Below are 18,796 nucleotides of genomic sequence, written 5' to 3'. Positions count from 1 at the left end.
GCGAAGATAAGGATTCAAGCTTATTTTTCTACATCATCTTCCAAAATGTAATCGCCCAACCAAGCTTTACGAATCTTAAGCTGCTCGGCGCTTACTTCTTCAAGCAAATTGAGGGCATGCTCCTGTGGTACTTTTACTTTTTTCAGTTTTCCCTTCAAAAGGACTTCCTCAATGGCTAAAGGATCTACCTTTTTGCCCTTTTTGATTCTGCGGTTGCGCTTGCGCATTTTGCGTTTGCTCAATGTTTCTTCTCGCAAAACAAGGACCTCCAATTCATAGCCTTCTTTGGCTTTGCTGGCATAGCTGGTCAATACCTGCTGCGCATTCAAGGGCGTCAATTCTTCGCCATCCCATTTTTTGAGCATATCGCCTTCTTTCAAGCCGAGCTCTTTGCCAAAGTCATCAATGAATTTTTCATTGGCCACCATCAAAAGCCCTTGCTCCGGATTGAAGCCAATGCCTCCGTTGGGATTGAAACCCAAAAGCGAAAGCTCGGTCCGAAATCCCTGATCACTGTACTCAATCCCCGCCTCTTTCATCAGCTCTACATAGGGCAAAGGCTCGGTGCCAGCCACATGCTTGAGCATAAATTCTTTGATTTCTGGAAAACCTGTAACGGCCACCATCTCATCAAATAGTTCGGCATCCTTGAAGGGTTTTTGAATGCCGTATTTTTTGGCCAAATCTTGCATCATTTCCTGAATGCCATAAGCGCCCTTAGATAAAATACGGAGCTTCAAATCAATGCACATCCCAATCAATGCGCCCTGCATATAGACGTTGGGGTATTGGTCCTTGTTTTCATCCAAACAAGTTTTTGACATCTCCGTAAAAGGCAAATCCTTTTTGAAGTAGTCCGCCGTAGCCATTTTGGTCGACATCTCGTTCAAGAAGTGCTCGGCAGAAACTAAACGCTGCTTAACTTGCACATGCTGGGCCGAGTATTCGGTTACGCCCTCATACAACCAAAGGTGCTCCGACATTTCGGGCTCAATGTAGTTGAAGTAGTGAATTTCTTCCGAATGAATCGATAAAGGCGTAACAATATGAAAGAATTCATGGGCCGCTACATCTCGTACCGTTTGGGCAATATCACCAGATTCGCCCTCAAACAAACAGTAAAAAGAAGAGTAAGAGTGCTCTAGTGCTCCAGCAGAACCCGACAAAAAGCTTTGACCGCCTTCATTCAAGAAAATCAAAAACGCATAGTGGTCCACAGGCAGTTTGCCGCCCAAATAGGCCCGCTGAGATTCCAAAATAGGCTGGATTTCCTGCACCAAATCCTTAGATTTTACCATGCCCGTAGGCGAGTAGGTCTGAATCAAAACATCGGCATCGCCCACCTTAATAATGGCCGTATCGGCCTCGGCATACATAATGGGCGCATCCACCAATTTATGATAATCGGCTACCCGAAAAACATCGGTGTCCTCATCGCCAGCCACTCTTTCCATAGAGGTGCCGCCAAATAAGTTTTTCGGACGGTCAATTTCAATGGTAAAGGGACGACGCTCTTGGTCGTCAAAAAAGCCAAAAATACCGTGGTTATTGAAAACGAAAACTTCATTTTCTGCATCAATATTGGTCCCCGCAGGCTCAAAAACAACATTTTCCTGCTCCGTATCCCAACTGTCTTCCACCTGATACTCAATTCGAGCCAGTTTTGCGCCCTCAGCAATGACCCAACTGTTGTCGTCCGGATGCTGCACTGCCAACTCTTTTCCATTGGCATCCAAGGCCTTAAAGTTAGACACAAAGCGGCCAAAATCATAAATGCTATAGGTGCCAGGCACCATTTTGGGCAAATAAAAACGCAGTTCTCCCTGGGCATTAAAATCCTTGGGCTCCAAACTCACGGTCAATTTATCGTCCTTGACCGCATTCAAATCTACCTTATAATGGTAGCTTAAAGAAGGCGCTTGGGCCTGGGCTTGCCAGGCAAGGCCACAAAAACCAAGGGCTAAAAGTAATTTTTTCATAGTATAAAGGGTTTAATGATTTTTATATTTTGGGGCCTCCTGCCTGCGGCAGGCGCTACGTTTCGCAGCTCGCAGGTCTGCTCGGCCCTGCGGCCTGACGGCCTTGGTCTGCGGCTTCGCCGCACTGCTGCACATCGCTAGGCCAAAGACGGCCCCGCTAGCCAAAGCAGCTTTCCTAACTCATAATACTTCAAAAGAAAAAGCTAGACGCCTTTTTTCGATTAAGTAAATTATTTTCTAGATAGAGTAGGCCCCCCGCTTTTCGTCGAAAAAATGGCCCAACCTACTTTTTTTGGATAAACTGCCCGCAATAACTGAATTTTTTTTCAGAGTCTTCTATTTTTGGATGAACTCAATCGGGAGCTCTTTCCCCATTCTTATCATATAATTATATCGTATGCGCTTATTACCCTTTTTAATGGCTGCTTTTATGACGCTCCCGCTTTGGGGGCAGCAGCTGCAACAAAACATTTACTTTGTTCAGTTGGCCACCTATGCCAATCCCGACTACAAAGATTTTTCTAAGGTGCACAGCCAAGGCTACCTCTTTGCCGAAATGCAACCCACGGGCCTTTATCAGGTGCTTATGGGAACCTATAGCAATTATAATGCAGCCAAAAAGAAACTGGATGCCGTAAAAGCTAGAGGCTATAAAGATGCCTTCATCCAAAGGAGAGCCATTTTGGAGCAAGATGCCGTTTTTATTGTGCAAATGGCCACCTTGGACCAAAACGAAGATGTCTATTGGCCCGATTGGGAACGCCTAACGCCCCAACTCAGTCTACAGCTTTCGGCCAAAAAATTACGGATTGCCGCCGGCCCTTACTACAGCCAAGCCGAAGCCGATGCGGCCCTCAAAACCATTCAGGCCAAAGGCGGCCGCCAAGATATGATTGTGCGCAGAGTAAGCGAAAAAGCTTTGCACCCGCTCAGCAATTTTGAGCGCCAAAAGTCAAAGAGTTATGGTAAAAAAACAGCGGTTCGCCCTACGGTAAAAAGCTTGCAGTTGGCCCTTAACCAAACTGGCGATTATCAGGAAAAAATTGATGGCCAATGGGGCCCCAATACCGAAAAATCGCTTTTGGCTTTTATGCAAAAAGATAGAACGGTCCAAAAATACCAACTCCTTAGCCAAGATAATTTCTTTAAGGAAGAGGTAGAAAAGTATAGCCTGCAATATTACCTCAATCTAATTGACCAAGATCCCGTACAAGCCGAAGCGGGCCTCAAGCAGTTTAAGCACCCCTTGGCCAAGGTGTACCGCGCCTATATGTACCGCAATGGCGATCTAGTGATCAAAAATGCCGATGCGACCATCAACCAACTGATGCAGGCCGCTATTGGGCAGGTCTTTGTCAATTATCGTCAGAAAACCCGCTACGATTTTAGCCAGCAATATGCTTATGGCGATATTCGCCAGCTGATTCAGCATTTGCGGGCCATTCATGAGGCCGTAAAAGATGAGCCCGATGTACCCTGCTGGTTTTTCCGCCGCCACCCCCAACTAGCCGCCGAGGCTTTTGCCCCTTATTGGAACAATGAGCGAGATGATTACCAAATTTCTAGCGATTGCGGCAGCTTTTTGAGCCTGCCCTCTATGCAACTGCTTTTGGCCATGACCGAAGATTTGTCGGGCGGTAAAAAAAGCCAAGATTTGGCCCAACTCAATTTGCTTTATGCTTTTCCCAGAGGATTAGAATATGATCAAATGAAATCCCTAGAGGCTTGGAACAATGGCGTTTGGCAGCAACTAAATAGCTGGAAACAAGGCGCTCCGCTACAGGCCAATAACTACAAAAGCCTAAAAGTAGCTTATTATAATAGCCTTAGAGAACTAGAAGACTACTTCATCCAAAAAGGATTTAGCAATCGGGATGCTAGAGGCTTGGGCTTGCAGACTTTGCAATTTGCCATTGGCTGCCAACTAGATGCCGCCTGCAAGGGCTAGGCTTTTGGTCCTAGAGGGCCGAAGGCCCGACGGCTGAGGGATGGAAAGTGGTGCGGCGCAGCCGCAGACCTAGCAAAATGAGCGTAGCGAAATTTTGCGCAGGGCCGAGCAGACCTGCGAGCCACGACACAGCCCGACCCGAGCCGATAGGCGAGGGGCAGCCCCCAAAAATAAATATTATCTTAAAAGTCGGCAGCAAAAACTGTCGGCTTTTTTTGGGCATAAAATTGGCCCTAATGAACTGCTTAAACAGCTAAATTATGCGTAAACTACTCTATATCTTGCCCTTTTTGGGCCTTAGTTTTTGGGCTCAGGGACAGCAAGATAGTCTGATTCGAGAAGGAGAATATTTTGGAACCACCAGCTTTAATGGCGAAATTATTCCCATTCTGATTATTGATGGAGATACCCTGCCCACGATTAGCGGCATTGATGTGCAAGTGAGCCGAAAACGAAATTTTGAAAACCGAGAAGAGCGTCGACGCTATCATCAGTGGCGGCATTATGCGGCAAAAGTTTTTCCGCTGGCCCTAGAAGCCGTTCGTTTGCATCGGCAAATGGAAGAGGAGACCAGAGGGATGAGCCGCCGAAAAAAGAAGAAATATATTAAGCAATACCAAAAAGAACTGACCCCAGAATATGAGGCACAGCTAAAAAAACTGACCAAATCGCAGGGCTATATCCTGATTAAAATGGTCGAAAGAGAGCTGGAACAGCCTTTTTATCGGGTCATTCGGAATTTTAGAGGCCGTTGGACCGCCGTCAAATGGCAAAGCATGGCCTCTTGGTATGGCTATAATTTGAAAACGGGCTATGATCCTAAAGATGACGAACTTCTGGAGATGATTTTGAGCGATTTGGACCTCTCTTATGAGTACGATATGTACAATACCGACTGGGAAAAAGATAAATAAATGAGTTCTGAAGGCTAATGCCTGCCTATAGCCCTTAGGCAGGCGGCCCAAAAAGGAATTTATCCTTGCCGAAGTTCAAAATTTATCAAAATAAAAGAACTTGCTTAAAAAAACAATAGAAAACTGCTTTATCCTAAAAAAGAGGGGCTTAGCTTGTCTTGGCATTTTGCTTTCTGTATTTTTTTGTCCCCAATATTATTTGCCAAAATACAACCCTCTTATGAATCAAGTTGAAAAGCTACAAGCGGTACTAAAAGATTATGAAAGCAAGCTCAGCAGTTTGCAAAAGTTGTTTATGAGCGATGGAAAAATTGACGCTCAGGAGCAAGAAGTGATTTCGGAAATTGAGGCCTTGATGGGCCGAATTAACCAGCGTTTGGATAAAGCTTTGGCGGCTTCTTCGGCGGCCACAAGCAGCACAGAAGAAACTAAAGAAGAACTGGGCCGAGAACCACAATTTGAGGTAGATCCGAACAAGCGTTGGAGTTTTGATGACTTTATGAAAGAGCGCTCGCAGGTGGTGGTGGACAAAAGCAGCTTGACCGCGGCTGAAAAAGATTATTTTGCCGATTATGCAGCCTTGGCGCAAAAGTATATTGACGAAAAAATGGCCAAATATGGTAAGGGCAAAAAAAGCCCAATTACTGGCCAAGCCCTAGCCGATGCCGCCCTCAAAACTTACCTCAAATATGGCGACATCAAAAAAGTGGTGCCCGTAGAAATGATGTTGTCGCAATTGCAATTTGAAACCTTTTTTGGTAGCCGTGGCAATCGAGAAGGTAGCGAAAAATCGCCTTTCAATGTGGGCGTCTACGATTCTGGAGATGCCAACTTTTTGGACCAATTGCCCGATATGAATGCCGGTATCGAAATGTACTTTGATTTGATGGCCGAAGATTATCTCTCGACCAAAGATGCCGACGAATTAGAGAAAAACTTTACCAATGAGAAGGAGCAGCGCTATGCTTCGGATAAAGAATATGAGGATAAGGTCCAAAGACAATCTGACCATATTGAAAGCTTTGCCAAAAAAACAAGGCCTCGATATGCCCGATGAAGAAGGCCTAGAGGAAGATGATGAGCCTTCTGGCAAAGAGGAAAATGAAGAAACCCCCACCGCCAATAGCAGCATTTCGGCCTCGGTCGGTAAAGGCGGAGAAAACAAAAAAGCCGATGCCGTTTTGGTCCAAAAAACACTAAATGCCAAAAATGATGCAGGCCTAGCCGTAGATGGCGATGTCGGCCCCCTCACGATTAAGGCCATCAGAAACTACCAGCAAAAAACCTTTGGTTGGCAAGATGGCTTGATTGAAGTGGGCGGAAAAACCGCGGGCTCCCTTTTTGGCCATGCAAGTGCTAGCGAAAATAATGATACGCCCTCTGCCGAAAATGATAATACGGTCACAGAAGATCAGCCAACTGATGATGGCAAAACTTCTGAAAAAGAAGGAAACTATCAAAAGCCCGCCTGGATCAGCAAAGCAGAAGGCTATAAAGGCAAAGCCGAAACGGCAAAAATGGTAAAAGATGACCCCTTTGTCAAAATGCTCTTCCAAGAATTGGGCACTTATGACGAATGGGCGCACAAACAAACCGTAAAAACAGCCAACTGGTGCGCGGCCTTCGTTTCGCATTGTCTCAAAAAATCGGGACAGCCCGCACTCAGTTATTATGATGGCGGTCGAGCAAAAAAATACCTTGATTATGGGCGAAAAATTGACAAGCCCGCCTATGGGGCCATCGTCGTTTTTAGTCGCTCTGGCGGCGGACATGTCGGTTTTGTAGCCGGCCAAACCGACAGCCATATTCTTACCCTTGGCGGAAACCAGGGCAATAAGGTGTGCATAAAAGCCTATCCCAAAAGTAAGGTGCAGGGTTATGTGGTGCCTTCTAGCTGGACCGTTCCCGAGGAAAATTATTTAGATTAAGCCTTCTTTTTAGCATGGGCGGAAAAATCGATCTGGTTTTTCCGCCTTTTTTTGTTTTTCTATCCTAGGACTGCAGCTCTTTTTTGATCTGCGGGGGCATTTTCTGTTTAAAAATAGCCTTGAGCAACTCCAACTCTTTCTCTTTTCGGCTATGTTTATCTCGAATAAAATAGAGTGGGTTAACAGAAGGTGTTTTTCCGCTCCAAATCAGCTGCAGCTCCTTACTTTCTAGCTCTTTTTGGATCAAAATATCTGGAATAATAGCTAGCCCTTCTTGTGTTTTTAGGCACTGAATAATCGTAGCTAGGCTGGGCAGCATGAAATTGGGTTGAAAAGGCAGCGATTCGTCAAAATTATCGGACCAAAATCGGCGGCTATGTTCCATTTCATTAATCACTGCATACCATGGAAATTCTCTTAGCTGCTGCGTTAATCGCTTATAATCCTGGGCTTCAATGGCCTGTCGAAAAGGAGAAAGGTCTAAATTTTTAGAGCCAACAAGGTAAAGTTGTTCTTGAGAAAAATGCGCTGCTTCGAAGCGTTTTTTTAGACTATGATCTAGGGGCTGAGCTGTAATTAAGAGATCTAACAGGCCTTGTTCCAATTCTTTAAAAAGAGTAGAATTATCGGCAAAGCGGGCATGTACATCAAAAGAGAGTGTTGATAATTGGGGCGCCAAAACCAATGAAAAAATTTCGGAGCAAAGGCCAATACGAATTCGTTCTCGTTTTTGTAAAGCAGTTTGTTGAAAAAGTTCTTCGACCTGCTCTAGACGTTCTAGTGCGGGCAGAACGTAGGCATGTAGCTGCTTAGCTTCTTCTGTGGGCTTCATTTGTCGGCCTGCTCGAATAAACAGTTTATAGCCTAGATGCTGCTCTAAAGCCCTTAATTGCATGCTAAGGCCAGGTTGAGAGCTATACAATTTTGGAGCAGCTCGGCTAATATTCCCTTCTTCATAAATTGCTTTAAAGCTACGGAGCCATTCTAAATTGAGCATAATTTGATTGCTTAAGCCTGATAGTATAAAAATACTAATAGCTAAATTAAAAATTATTGATTGTTGCTAGCAAAGATAACGCTTAATTTTGTGTTGCAATAAGGAGGGACGGTCCTCCCTTTACTTTCTAAATACATCATTAGCATGAAAAAGCAACATATTTTTGTCATAAATGCCGGATTTCCATTCGGTCATTCTCCCGGTCGATTTAACCAAAGTCTATTAGATATTGATCTTGATTTTTTTGCTCCCAAAGAGAGCTATGAACTACAATACACTAAACTAAGTGAAGAATATGATGTAGAGACAGAAGTACAGAAATTTCTTTGGGCCGACACCATCATTTATCATATGCCAATTTGGTGGTTTCATATGCCTTTTCGTTTTAAGGAATATATTGATCGGGTTTTCACAAAGGGGCATGGGCGGATTTATACCAGCGATGGTCGATCTTCTAAAAACCCAAAAGTCAATTACGGAACTGGAGGCTTACTGCATGGTCGCAACTACTTGATAACCAGTAGTTGGAATGCTCCCAAGGAAGCTTTTGAATGGGAAGGCGAGTTTTTTCAACAAAAATCTGTTGATGAAGGTGCCCTCTTCCCTTTTCATAGAATGAATGCTTTTGTAGGCCTTGAGTTTAAAGGGAGCTTGCATTTTCACGATATAGAAAAAAACGCCAGAGCCGAAGAAGAATTTGCGAACTATAAAGCATTTCTGAAGCAACACTTTGCCTAAAAAGGCAGTTGAGCTATATCCAAATAAAACCCCTAATCCAGTCTAATGATTCAGATGAAGCGTTCTTTTTAGCATGGGCGGAAAAATCGATCTGGTTTTTCCGCCTTTTTTTGTTTTTCTATTTTTTTGGGCCTCCTGCCTGCGGCAGGCGCTACGTTTCGCAGCTCGCTGTTCGCTCGGCCCTGCGCAAAAAAACAAGTTTTTTGCTGGGTCTGGCCTGACGGCCACTGCTGCACATCGCTAGGCCGCACAACTTTAGTTTTTTTCAGCGCTTTTTTCTTCGGCCCTTAATTCCCCCTTTCAATTAGTGGCTTTCAATTAGCAATGGCATAAAAAACAGAAAAGATTTTAGTTCATCTTTTATGAGCCGATGGTTTCAACTGTCGGCTCATTTTTTTTTGGATCTAAAACCAGCAAGAAAAAACAACTTTTTAAGATGCTTATGAAATTTATGCAGCTTATAAACTCCCCCTTTCAATTAGCGGCTTTCAATTAGCAGGCCACCCAACAACAAGGAGCAAAATTCCGCTGGCTTTTCCTTAAAGCAGAACAAAAATACTACTTTTGTAGCCTTAAAATAAAATTGCATGGAAAAGCAACTGCCTTGGGGGAAGATGTACCTACAAAATGGGGTATTTATTTGTGATATTACCGCCGGTGCACATATTGATGTAGCCGAAATGGATATTTGGGCCGATACCGCCGCAGAATTTTCTGCTGGCCAACCTTTTACCTTTTTGGTCAATCTCTCCGAAATGAAATCGGTGTCTAAAGAAGCCCGTCGGTTAAAAATTTATGAAGACGAACGTTTGCATATTATTGCTGGCGCGATCCAAATAAAATCGGTCTTATCTAAAATGTTGGCCAACTTCTTCCTGCAAATGAATAAAATCCCCAGCCCGGTCAAAATATTTAATGAGCGAGAAAAAGCGCTAAATTGGTTGGCCAACTTAGAGAAGGAGCATAAAAACTAAATTGAACAGTTATTTAGGTAAAATACGCATAGGGAAAGTACTGAGCGAGCCCGAAGAACTACCTAAATTTGGTTTATGCGATTAAAACCACTAAAAATCAGTGACTTGAGGCCTAACTTTGTATTATTAGAATAAGACAACTTATTCCAAAACACGCAAAGCTCCTCCTTATGAATTTCCCCAAAATTATTCTTTTTGCTTTACTGCTCTTGGCGCCAACTTTTATCTTCGCTCAACAGGATATGGACCAAGACGGCATTGCCGATGAACTTGATTTTGATGCCGATAATGATGGCATCCCCAATTATATAGAACAAGCTTACCCCTTAGCCGATCAAGATGGCGATGGATTAGCAAACTATCTGGACCTCGATAGCGATAATGACGGTATTTCTGACCTAGTAGAAGCAGGTATGCTCGATCAAGATGGCAATGGCCAAGTGGATGATTTTATTGATGAAGATCTAGACGGCTGGCATGATTATGCTCAATTAGATCTTGCCCAACTGGATGTGGACCAAGATGGATTGCCCGCTTTTTTAGACCTAGACTTTAATGGCGATGGCCAAGCCGACCTTTGGCTTTGGAATGATGTAGAACTAGACCGAGACGAAAATGGCCAAGTCGATAATTTTAGAGATTTGGACCAAGATGGCTTCGATGATCGCTTTGATGGCGACCTACTTAATATCCAAATGCCTGGAGAACTAAGAAATACACCCCAAAAATATATTTCTCTGCAAAACAGACTTTTGCAGCAAGCAACTACTACCGTCAATAGCTGCAAAGAAGCCGATGAATATGGCCGCTGCTATGACAATGATATGTAAAACCAAGACCAACTATAAGTATTCCTAAATTGCCCCCTTTTTGGGGGCTTTTTCATGCCCATATTCCTGATGATAAGCCGCCAAACATTCCTCCAACACTTTCTGCCGATCTTTTTGCTCAAAATTCATCCGCTCTTCAAATGAAAATGGAGAAAAAAGCGCCTCTTGCTGAGCCGACAACTGCCATAGATCCTGATGATGCTGTATGCTTAAGGATAAAAAGGCTTTTTTCCAATTCGCTAGGGCTTCGCCCGCTATATTTTTTTGGGCTTTTTTATACAGTAGCTTTTCTACCTTTTTTAATTCCTTTCTCCAACTTTTATATTTAAGGACAATAACTGTCCTCGCTTCTTGCCGAAAAAATTCCTCATCGGCCTGTGCTAGTTGGGCCTTTTTCTTTTCATACTTTTTTTGCCATTGTTTGCGCTCTTTGGCCAAATCCTTTTTGGCCCGATCAATATTTAGGCGATCTTGCTGAGCCAAAAAGGCTTTTTGCGCTGCCATAACTTCCTGCCACCAATCATATAGCTCTTTCATTAAGCTGGGTTTTTGCTCTACCCAAGGGGCCAAAGAACGTTTTTCTCCTCCCACAAACTCAAGCTCTGCCGAAATTGGATCTACTTGGGCCAAAGACAACATACTGTCAATACCCATATAAATGAGTAAAGTTTGATTGAAAGCTGGAGAAATACTAGGCAACCTTTTTTTATAGTTCCGATCAAAATCTGCCAAGCGATTTAGTCTTTGCTTTCCTTCTAGCTCTTCTTGTTGCCAACTGCTGTCTAAAGAACGCTGCTGACTTTCCCAAAGGGCCATATTTTCTTGGTAGTTTTTCTCTAAAATGGCCAATCTAGCTGCTTTTTTATCTGTAGAAAAAGAAGCCTGTTCTATTTTTTCCAATTCTTCAGCCTCTAATGCTGCCAACTGCTGCTTAGCTGCGGCTATACTTTTTTGCCCATTAAAGGGGTAAGGCGATTGCTCCCAGAGCTGGTTTAAAAAAGCATCCTTCTTTTTCCAAAGATGATGGGGAAAAGGCAGACTTTTTTGCCCATGCAATGCCTTTAGGGCTTTTTCCTCCTCTTTAGGATCAATTTGTTTTTCTGCCGCAGCTAAGATTTTGCGCTCTTTTTCTAGCTGCCTCAAAGCTTGCTGATACTCCTTAATTAAGTCTTTTTTCTTTTCTTCCAAATTCCAATAAGCCAATTCTTTTTTGGCCAAAGGAGGCTGCGCACTTTCTTCATTCCAAGCCTTTATTTCGGCCCAAATGGCGCCAATAGCTACTCTTTTTTGTTCTTGTAACAAAAGCTTTTTTCGCTTAAAATAGCCTAGAAGAGCCAAAACAACCGAAATAGGGAAGAGCAAAAAGCTTTTCTGAAATCCATAGGCCCATTTTAAATTTAGGGCCAAAATAGCTGCGACTACAACAAGGATAGGCAAGGCCCACAAAATTTCTTTCCGCAAATGGGGCGGAATAATCACCGCTGAGGGCAGTTCCTGAGGCAGTTCTAGGGCTTGCTGCTCCCAATGGGCCAAAATTGGCGCTTCTAGGGCCACTATGCTTTTTTCTTCCTGTCCAAAGTTAGTCGCTAATTCTTCTACCGTTAATAGTTCTCCTTTTTTTCGCCAAACAATAGGGTAGAAGTCTAAAAAACGTCCCAATAAATTAGGATCTTTTAATTCGGCCCACAAAATAGAACAGTATGCTCTGGCCGAAGGCCGATCTTGCGGCGAAGAATGCCCAAGAATAAAGGCCTGTTTAAATGCTTCTTGCAGAGCTGTAGATTCTTCTTTAAACCGCTGATGCGGAGGGGGAATAACTGAAAAAGGAATTTCTGATTGATGCGGAAAGAGTCCCGCCTCAATTTTTTGATGCAAACTCGTCAATTCGGCATATTTTCCCCCTGCGGCAGCTGCAAAGGGATGAATCCCAAACAATAATTTGTAAATAATCACGGCCAAGGCAAAATTGTCCCAACTGCTATCAAAAACAGAGGGTCGGCCATCTCGATAATATTCTGGGGCGCTATACTCTGGGGTAGTTACGGTGGCCTTTTCTAGCCCTTGAGGATGCTCCAATTGCATGGCATCCAAATCCACAAAAGCCAGTTGATTATCTGCAGTAAGCAAGATGTTTTCTGGCTTTAAATCCACTAGAACGTAGGGGCCCTCGGCCTGCAAACGAGCCAATCCCAAGCTCAATTCAAAGGCGAGGCGAAGCCGCAAAACTCGGCCATTTTCTGCGGATAAATTATATTTTTGAAAATAACTCCCTAAACGAGCGGGCAATTTGGGCAAACAAAAAAGCTCCAATTTATGTCCCTGCACAAAAGGCATCATAAAGCCCCGCAGTTGTTTGTGTTGGTCCACGACTATTTCTTCGGGCCAAACAAAAATAGGCGATTGTTCTTCGCCTAGGCCTTGGGGAGGGTAGTTGGCGAGGGCCCGCAATTTGCTTCTTTTTTCGGCCTGCAATTTATGCGGATAATACAATTTAACCACTCGATCTTGCAACCTTCGGGGGCTTCGCACTTTATACAAGGCCCCTTCTCCACCTCTGGCAAAAGGTTTATGGGCCAAGATGATTCGCTTTTTTGTTTTTTCTAAGTAGTAGCTTGCTCTAGACATGGGAATAAAATCAAGGGAAAGGGAAGGCTGTTGTTTTTTATATTTTGGGCCTGCAGCCTAGCTGGCCGCGGGCCCAAAAACAAGGGCCTTAATCTTGTACACAACGACAAGGCAAAAGCAAGTCGTCAAAAGGCTTTTGAGTAATGGTTACTCTTTGTTCCTCAAAATTGAATAGAACAAATTTATGGTATTTTCTCATAGTGGGATGGCCTGTATCGCTCCAAAAAGCGGTTTTCTTCCCTTGGTCCATAAATAAGCCGCCATTTTTGGGGCTGCCCCAGCCAATAGGCAAAACGGGAAAGCCAAAACCATCTCCTTCATTGATTTTTAAAAAGACTGAAGAAGGGGAGTCCTTTCTTTCGGGCTTTCGGCCATTGACTACCTCATGATAATAGCCGCCCGCTTTTTTGAGCAAAAACTTCCATTCTGCTACAGAAGGTAAATGCCAGCCTTCTGGACAAGCATTGCGGGCGCCAGCCAAGCTGTACAGCAAACCGTCAGATTTTTTACTTTCGTCCTTTCCATAAGGCTGCGCTTCTGCATGCTCAAAGCGGAGGTTTTCCGCCATCCAAACATTGCCGCTTAGGTTTACTGTTTTATAGCTTTGGCCATCTCTTGGATCGGTAAAACTGCCGCTGTTGTTGGCCGTTCTGCAAGAAGAGAGGAAGCCTAGGGCCAAAAAGCAAAATAAAAGCTGCTTTCTCATAATTTATTCTTTTTTGTTGCGCTTCAAAGCGCTATGATAAAATGCGTTTTGTCTATTTGGGTCCTACAGGCGGCAAAGCCGCCGCAGGCTGAGGGATAGTAGGGGGTGGCCGCAGGCCAGACCAAGCTTTTTGAGCAAAGCGAAAAAAGTGCAGGGCCGAGCGAGTAGCGAGCCCCCGCATAGCCCGACCCGCCGGCAGGGCGGGGCAGCCCCAAAATAAAAAAGAGGGAGTCGTCAAAATAAAAAAAATGTCCCTTTGTAAAAACAAAGAGACATATTAAAACTTCTTTAGTTAAGTGTCTTTCCGACTAAAAGTCTTCAGACTTGTACTTATCAGGAAGGTTACCTTTTTTGTCTACCCAGGCAGGAAGAGCATAGTTGTAGCCTTTTCCTTGTCCTTCACGAAGAGGGAATTTAGAGATTTTCTTCTCTTGGTTGCTCAAGCGGTGTAGGGCTCTAGAGATCAAGCGACGTACTTCACCAGCATCGGGGAAGCCCATCTCATCTTCTACATTGGCCTTGATGCCTAGCTCATAAATTTCGCGGCTGCTCAATGTTTTTTGTCCCTCTTCCAACTTGTCTAGAATGAATTTGGGCCAAGGGCTATTGCGAGTATATGGGCGTTTGCGGGGTTGCTCAGCAGCAGCTTGAGTGATTACACGCTCGCCATTATACATATAACCTACAGGAATAAAAGCGCTGTTTACGGGCTGTACCTGAGGTGTGGGATTTACTTCTGAAGAGCTGTCTCCATTCAAAACTGCATGTAATTTACCAATAGCGGTTTGTACCTGCTGTAGTTGGAAAAAAAGTTGACGTTGTTGCGCATCGTACTGCATGAGCAGTTGTTTGGCATCTTCTTCTTTCAAATTAGAGAAATCCATAAAATTTAATTTTAAAGTTAAGTTAGTTCGATTTTTGTTCCAGCTAAATTTACCGACAAAATAGAAGGGAGTTGTGACAGTTGATTAGCCTGCTAGCACGAATATATAACTTATTTCTTTTTTAGAAAAGGAATAACATAAACTTATTAAAATAAATCTTCCATTCTCTTAATGCTTTCTAAACTTTGCCGCATTTATTTTGCATAAAAAGCTATCTCCTAGAAGTAGTTTAAGCGTAACAGTCTATTATTACAAGATGGTTCTTTAGGCCTAATCTAGACGTTATTCATAGCGCAAAGATTCTATGGGGTCTAGGCTAGCGGCTTTCATGGCGGGGTAAATTCCCGATATCAGGCCCACTAAAAAACAGAGCGCAAAGGCTAGGGCCATCCAGGCCCAGGGGATCAGAAACTGCCCGCCCATAGCCAAAGTGACGACATTGCCCATCATGATGCCCAGAAAAATGCCTAAAATGCCGCCGATTTGACAAATAACAAGGGCTTCAATGAGGAATTGTTGTAGAATGCTACGTTTGGTGGCCCCCAAAGATTTGGCAATGCCAATTTCTCTTGTTCGTTCGGTAACCGAAACCAACATGATGTTCATCAGGCCAATGGCGGCGCCCAATAGGGTGACCAAACCGATAAAAATGGCGGCAATTTGAATGCTGGCCGTATTTTCATCCAAAACATCTAGCAAGCCATCGCTTTTTTCTAGCTCAAAGTTATTGGGTTTATCTAGGGGGATCTGCCGAACGGCCCGCATGATTCCTTCGGCCTCGCCCATGGCGAGCTCCATTTGTTGGGCCTCTTGTACGGCCACCGATAAATTGTAGGAGTTGGTCTGCGAGCCCAAATATTTGCGCAAACTCATTAAGGGCATCAAGACAATGCGGTCTCCGGAAAAGCTCATACTCGAGCCTTTTTCTTGCAAAATGCCCACTACGGTATAACTAATATTGCGCAGGCTAATCTGCTGGCCCAAAATCCGCTCTTGGCTTTGTTTGGGAAAAAGCTGTTCGGCAATGCCCTTGCCCAAAATGACCAAATTTCGACCAAATTCTACCTCGGTTTTCGTAAAGTTTCGCCCTCTAGCTACCTCATAGCCCGCCACCGATAAATAATTTTCATCAATGCCATAAACGGTGGTATTGGGGTTGGTTTCTTCTGGCCCCCGTTTGATTAGGCCCAGAGTGGTGCCCAAAGCAGAAACCGAAACCTTGGCGGGAAAATTATATTGTTGCTTAAAGGAAATCGCCTGCTGATAACTAATTGACTCGCCTCTTTTTTGGCGGCGGCCACGCCGCCCGCCCTGAATCCCCGTTCCCGAAGGGATAATATTAAAGGTATTGGCGCCCATATTGGCAAAATTGTCGGCCATAGAGGCCTTAATGCTGTCTATAGACGTCAAAATGCCCACCAATGCCATGATTCCAATGGCAATGATGAGCAAAGTGAGAAATGTTCTTATAAAATTGGATTGTATAGCCGAGAAGGCCATACTGATAGATTCTTGAATGCGCATAAGCGGGGATGTTTTTCCCAAATTAAGCGCTTTCAAAAGCTTTTCCAAGCTGTTTCGACAAAAAGGCTATTCCTGCAGATTTTTGGCCCATTGAATCCGCCAAGCTCCCCGAAAATCGCCCAGTTTATAGTTTTGGGCCTTATCTTCTGGATAAAGTTCGGCTAGTTTTTGTACATCTGCATCGGCAATGTCTTGGCCGGGCTTCCCATGGCATTTCAAACAAGCTGCATTGGGAATGCTAATGGGCTGATAGTAAATATAGTGGGTCTCGCTTTCAAAAATTTGGCTATTGAGGTCTTTGCCCTCTTTTTGGGCCTGTTCATAAGCCACCAAAAGCTGCTCCTCAAATTCATTTTCTGGGGCATCTTTAGGGTTGCGGTAACGAGCCGATCGCCTAGCAATTTCTACGCCCATTTCTTCGCCCAATTTGGCTTTTAGGCCCAAGGCTTCCAAATTACAATAGCTCAAGGCTCCCGCTACGCCCTTTTCGGCCATAGCGCCTTTTACGGTTTTTAGCAAAGTTTGCTGCGCCTTGAGGGCCGCCTCGCTGCCCTTGTTTTTTAGGGTTTGGGCTTGTTCTCCCGAATAAACTTTTGGTTCGCTGCCACTTGGCGTAGAACAATAGGCAAAAAGTAATGAGCCGCTCAAAAGCAAGCTCGCAATTTTTAGTGTTTTCATCTGTTTTTGCTCAAAGATAAACGGAAGAACCGCCCCCCTAAGTGATTTTCCTTACAATTATGCTTTTAGTTCCAAGATAAAACGAACCTCAGGATCAAAAGCATAAAAGGTTTCTTTAATATCAATTTGGAGCAATACTTCAAATTTTAAATTCGCTTTCAAGGCGTCTTCTACACTGTTAATGTTCCATTTTTTGAGCGCCTCGGCCAAGTCAAATTCAAAGTTAAGGGGATAGTGCAATTGCTCCCCTTTTTCTACGGCCAAAGGAAAATGCAAGTTCTCGGGAGCCGTTTTGCTGGCCATTTTATCCGCCAAAACCAGCTCTTCTATACAGGCGTCAAAACCAGAACGCTGCACCCGCACTGTCTGCCGAATATCGGTAATATCCAAATGATGCCCGGCCTGCAAAATATAGGGGAAATCAAATTGAGTGCTGTTGTATGGCAGCTCCAAATTGGGCCGCTTATGCTCTACTTTTAGTCCGGTAAAACCTACAAAGTCCTTAATTTTAGATAGAAAGCTCATCGTTTTTTTAGATTTATTGGGTTAGCTATAAGCAGATTTTTTTCTGCCAGTTGTTCCTACTCCAAAGTTAAGCGTTCTCTATCCTATTTCTAGGTGATTCTACTTACAGAGACATTTTTTTATTCTTAATTTTTTGGGGCTGCCCACTCGCCTTCGGCTCGGGTCGCTATGCTTCGCCGCTCGCAGTTCTGCTCGGCCCTGCAGCCCTGCGGGCTTTGGGCTGGCCCTGCGGGCCACGGCTGCGCAGCGCTCATCCGCTCATCTTTGGGGCTTTGGGCTTGGCTTTCTTCTCCGGCCCGCTATTCTCTTCTGATAAAGAGCTGGGGCCGGGCTTTCTGCAATTGGTCCAAACATTCAGCGCTAATGGGGTTGCCATCCAAATACAAGCGCCTAAGTTTGGGATATTGGGCCAAGTCCGCTACCGAAAAACTATCCATTTGGTTATTGGATAAGTCGAGGAGTAGAAGCTCGGGCCCAGGCTTGGCCCGCCACTGCTCAATCTGGTTTTGGCCCAGGCGCAAGACTTCTAGTTCTTGGCCCAAAACCAAACCCGCTGACAAAGCCAGTTGGTTAGATTGCAAATCTAAAACCTTAAGTTTTTTGGGCCAGTTTTGCGCCCCCAAAGCCGAGTCGGTCAATAAATTTTGGGCCAAATAGAGTTCTTCCAAAAGAGGCATATTCCAATGCCTAGGCAGTTGGTCCAAATGGTTATTTTCCAAACGCAGCTCCTTTAATTGGGGCTGTAGGGCCAGACTATCGGCTATGGCTTGTAAAGAACAAGCCGATAGGTCCAATTCTTCTAAATTTGGGGCCAAGGGCTGAGGATATATATAAAGAGCATTGCCCATTATATTAAGCTGCCGCAAACTACTGGGCCAAGAAGGACTCAATTCGCCAAATTCATTTTGGGCCAAATTTAGGCGCTGCAATTGGGGCAGCTGCATGAGCTGCTGCGGAAAAATCGGCAGCTGGTTGCGAGATAAATCTACCTCCTGCAAATTTTGGCAGAGTAATAAACTATCGGGCAGGGCCTTGAGCCGATTGTTCCGCAAGAATAACTGCTGTAGTTGGGCCAACTGGGCCATGCTTTGCGGCAACTGCCGCAAAGCATTGTGGTTAAGGTTGAGATAATGCAATTGGTCCAATTGGCCCAATTCTTCTCCTAGGGTTTCTATTTGGTTTCCACAGGCCTCTTTGCGAATCTCATAGGGCCGGCCTTCTAGGTCCAAATGGACCAAATCCCGAAAGTCATATATATACTGCGGTAAATTTGTTAGGCAATTGCCCGCCAAATAGAGCTCCCGCAACTGCTGCTGCTGGCCCAAAGAGGAGGGGAGGGCCGTCAGGGCCCTCTGCTCCAAACTCAGCCGATAAATTTTTTGCTCCTTAATCAAAGCAGCCGATAAGCCCTCATGCAGTTTGTCTTTTTGGCCCTGCCGAAATTTTAATAACTGCCAAGCCACAATAAAAGCAAGCAAAAAAAGGCCAAGGGTAGGGAGGTAGGCGGTCCATTTTTTCATCATCTGGGGAATTCGTATCAAAATAA

The 18,796-nt window shown here is 44.4% G+C and carries 16 protein-coding genes; 7 read left to right on the top strand and 9 right to left on the bottom strand.

Going from position 1 to position 18,796, the window contains the following annotated elements:
• Positions 1-20 precede the first annotated feature (20 nt).
• Entirely contained in the window at positions 21-1,979 is a 1,959-nt protein-coding gene (locus OP864_RS00490) for a M61 family metallopeptidase (protein ID WP_270099371.1), read from the bottom strand.
• Positions 1,980-2,376: 397 nt separating this feature from the next.
• Between OP864_RS00490 and OP864_RS00485 the strand changes: the two genes are divergently transcribed.
• The 4 genes from OP864_RS00485 to OP864_RS00470 all read left to right on the top strand — a co-directional run bounded on the left by OP864_RS00485 (position 2,377) and on the right by OP864_RS00470 (position 6,769).
• On the top strand, positions 2,377-3,927 hold the full coding sequence (locus OP864_RS00485) for a hypothetical protein (protein WP_270099370.1): 1,551 nt from the start codon (positions 2,377-2,379) through the stop codon (positions 3,925-3,927).
• Positions 3,928-4,187: 260 nt separating this feature from the next.
• Positions 4,188-4,841 (top strand): DUF4294 domain-containing protein, encoded by a 654-nt coding sequence (locus OP864_RS00480; RefSeq protein ID WP_270099369.1) that lies wholly within the window; start codon positions 4,188-4,190, stop codon positions 4,839-4,841.
• Between the two features lie 220 nt (positions 4,842-5,061).
• A complete protein-coding gene (locus OP864_RS00475) occupies positions 5,062-5,898 on the top strand; it encodes a hypothetical protein (RefSeq protein ID WP_270099368.1) in 837 nt (278 codons plus the stop codon).
• Positions 5,888-6,769: an NlpC/P60 family protein gene (locus tag OP864_RS00470; protein ID WP_270099367.1), complete on the top strand. Its 882-nt coding sequence runs from the start codon at positions 5,888-5,890 to the stop codon at positions 6,767-6,769. The genes OP864_RS00475 and OP864_RS00470 overlap by 11 nt, the downstream gene beginning before the upstream one ends.
• A 64-nt stretch (positions 6,770-6,833) precedes the next feature.
• Here OP864_RS00470 and OP864_RS00465 read toward each other — a convergent pair whose 3' ends face one another.
• Positions 6,834-7,766 (bottom strand): LysR family transcriptional regulator, encoded by a 933-nt coding sequence (locus OP864_RS00465; RefSeq protein WP_270099366.1) that lies wholly within the window; start codon positions 7,764-7,766, stop codon positions 6,834-6,836.
• Positions 7,767-7,910: 144 nt separating this feature from the next.
• Between OP864_RS00465 and OP864_RS00460 the strand changes: the two genes are divergently transcribed.
• The 3 genes from OP864_RS00460 to OP864_RS00450 all read left to right on the top strand — a co-directional run bounded on the left by OP864_RS00460 (position 7,911) and on the right by OP864_RS00450 (position 10,308).
• Positions 7,911-8,504, top strand: coding sequence for an NAD(P)H-dependent oxidoreductase (locus tag OP864_RS00460; RefSeq protein ID WP_270099365.1), 594 nt, complete (start codon positions 7,911-7,913; stop codon positions 8,502-8,504).
• A 587-nt stretch (positions 8,505-9,091) separates the two neighbouring features.
• Positions 9,092-9,478, top strand: coding sequence for a DUF7793 family protein (locus OP864_RS00455; RefSeq protein WP_270099364.1), 387 nt, complete (start codon positions 9,092-9,094; stop codon positions 9,476-9,478).
• A gap of 170 nt (positions 9,479-9,648) precedes the next feature.
• Complete coding sequence (locus tag OP864_RS00450; protein WP_270099363.1) at positions 9,649-10,308, top strand: thrombospondin; 660 nt, start codon at positions 9,649-9,651, stop codon at positions 10,306-10,308.
• Positions 10,309-10,332: 24 nt separating this feature from the next.
• On the opposite strand, the gene OP864_RS00445 is transcribed toward OP864_RS00450, so the two are convergent.
• From OP864_RS00445 to OP864_RS00415, 7 genes are all read right to left on the bottom strand, one after another.
• On the bottom strand, positions 10,333-12,933 hold the full coding sequence (locus OP864_RS00445) for a protein kinase domain-containing protein (protein ID WP_270099362.1): 2,601 nt from the start codon (positions 12,931-12,933) through the stop codon (positions 10,333-10,335).
• 88 nt (positions 12,934-13,021) lie between these two features.
• On the bottom strand, positions 13,022-13,639 hold the full coding sequence (locus OP864_RS00440) for an FISUMP domain-containing protein (protein ID WP_270099361.1): 618 nt from the start codon (positions 13,637-13,639) through the stop codon (positions 13,022-13,024).
• Between the two features lie 308 nt (positions 13,640-13,947).
• A complete protein-coding gene (locus OP864_RS00435; RefSeq protein WP_270099360.1) occupies positions 13,948-14,523 on the bottom strand; it encodes a hypothetical protein in 576 nt (191 codons plus the stop codon).
• Between the two features lie 282 nt (positions 14,524-14,805).
• Positions 14,806-16,047 (bottom strand): ABC transporter permease, encoded by a 1,242-nt coding sequence (locus tag OP864_RS00430; protein WP_270099359.1) that lies wholly within the window; start codon positions 16,045-16,047, stop codon positions 14,806-14,808.
• A gap of 66 nt (positions 16,048-16,113) precedes the next feature.
• Entirely contained in the window at positions 16,114-16,725 is a 612-nt protein-coding gene (locus OP864_RS00425) for a Tll0287-like domain-containing protein (protein ID WP_270099358.1), read from the bottom strand.
• A gap of 57 nt (positions 16,726-16,782) precedes the next feature.
• Positions 16,783-17,250: a hypothetical protein gene (locus OP864_RS00420; RefSeq protein ID WP_270099357.1), complete on the bottom strand. Its 468-nt coding sequence runs from the start codon at positions 17,248-17,250 to the stop codon at positions 16,783-16,785.
• 299 nt (positions 17,251-17,549) lie between these two features.
• Positions 17,550-18,773: a hypothetical protein gene (locus OP864_RS00415; protein ID WP_270099356.1), complete on the bottom strand. Its 1,224-nt coding sequence runs from the start codon at positions 18,771-18,773 to the stop codon at positions 17,550-17,552.
• Positions 18,774-18,796 lie beyond the last annotated feature (23 nt).

This window comes from Saprospira grandis (assembly GCF_027594745.1).
In the GTDB taxonomy this organism is placed as follows: domain Bacteria; phylum Bacteroidota; class Bacteroidia; order Chitinophagales; family Saprospiraceae; genus Saprospira; species Saprospira grandis.
This window is presented reverse-complemented; position numbering and strand designations above follow the sequence as displayed.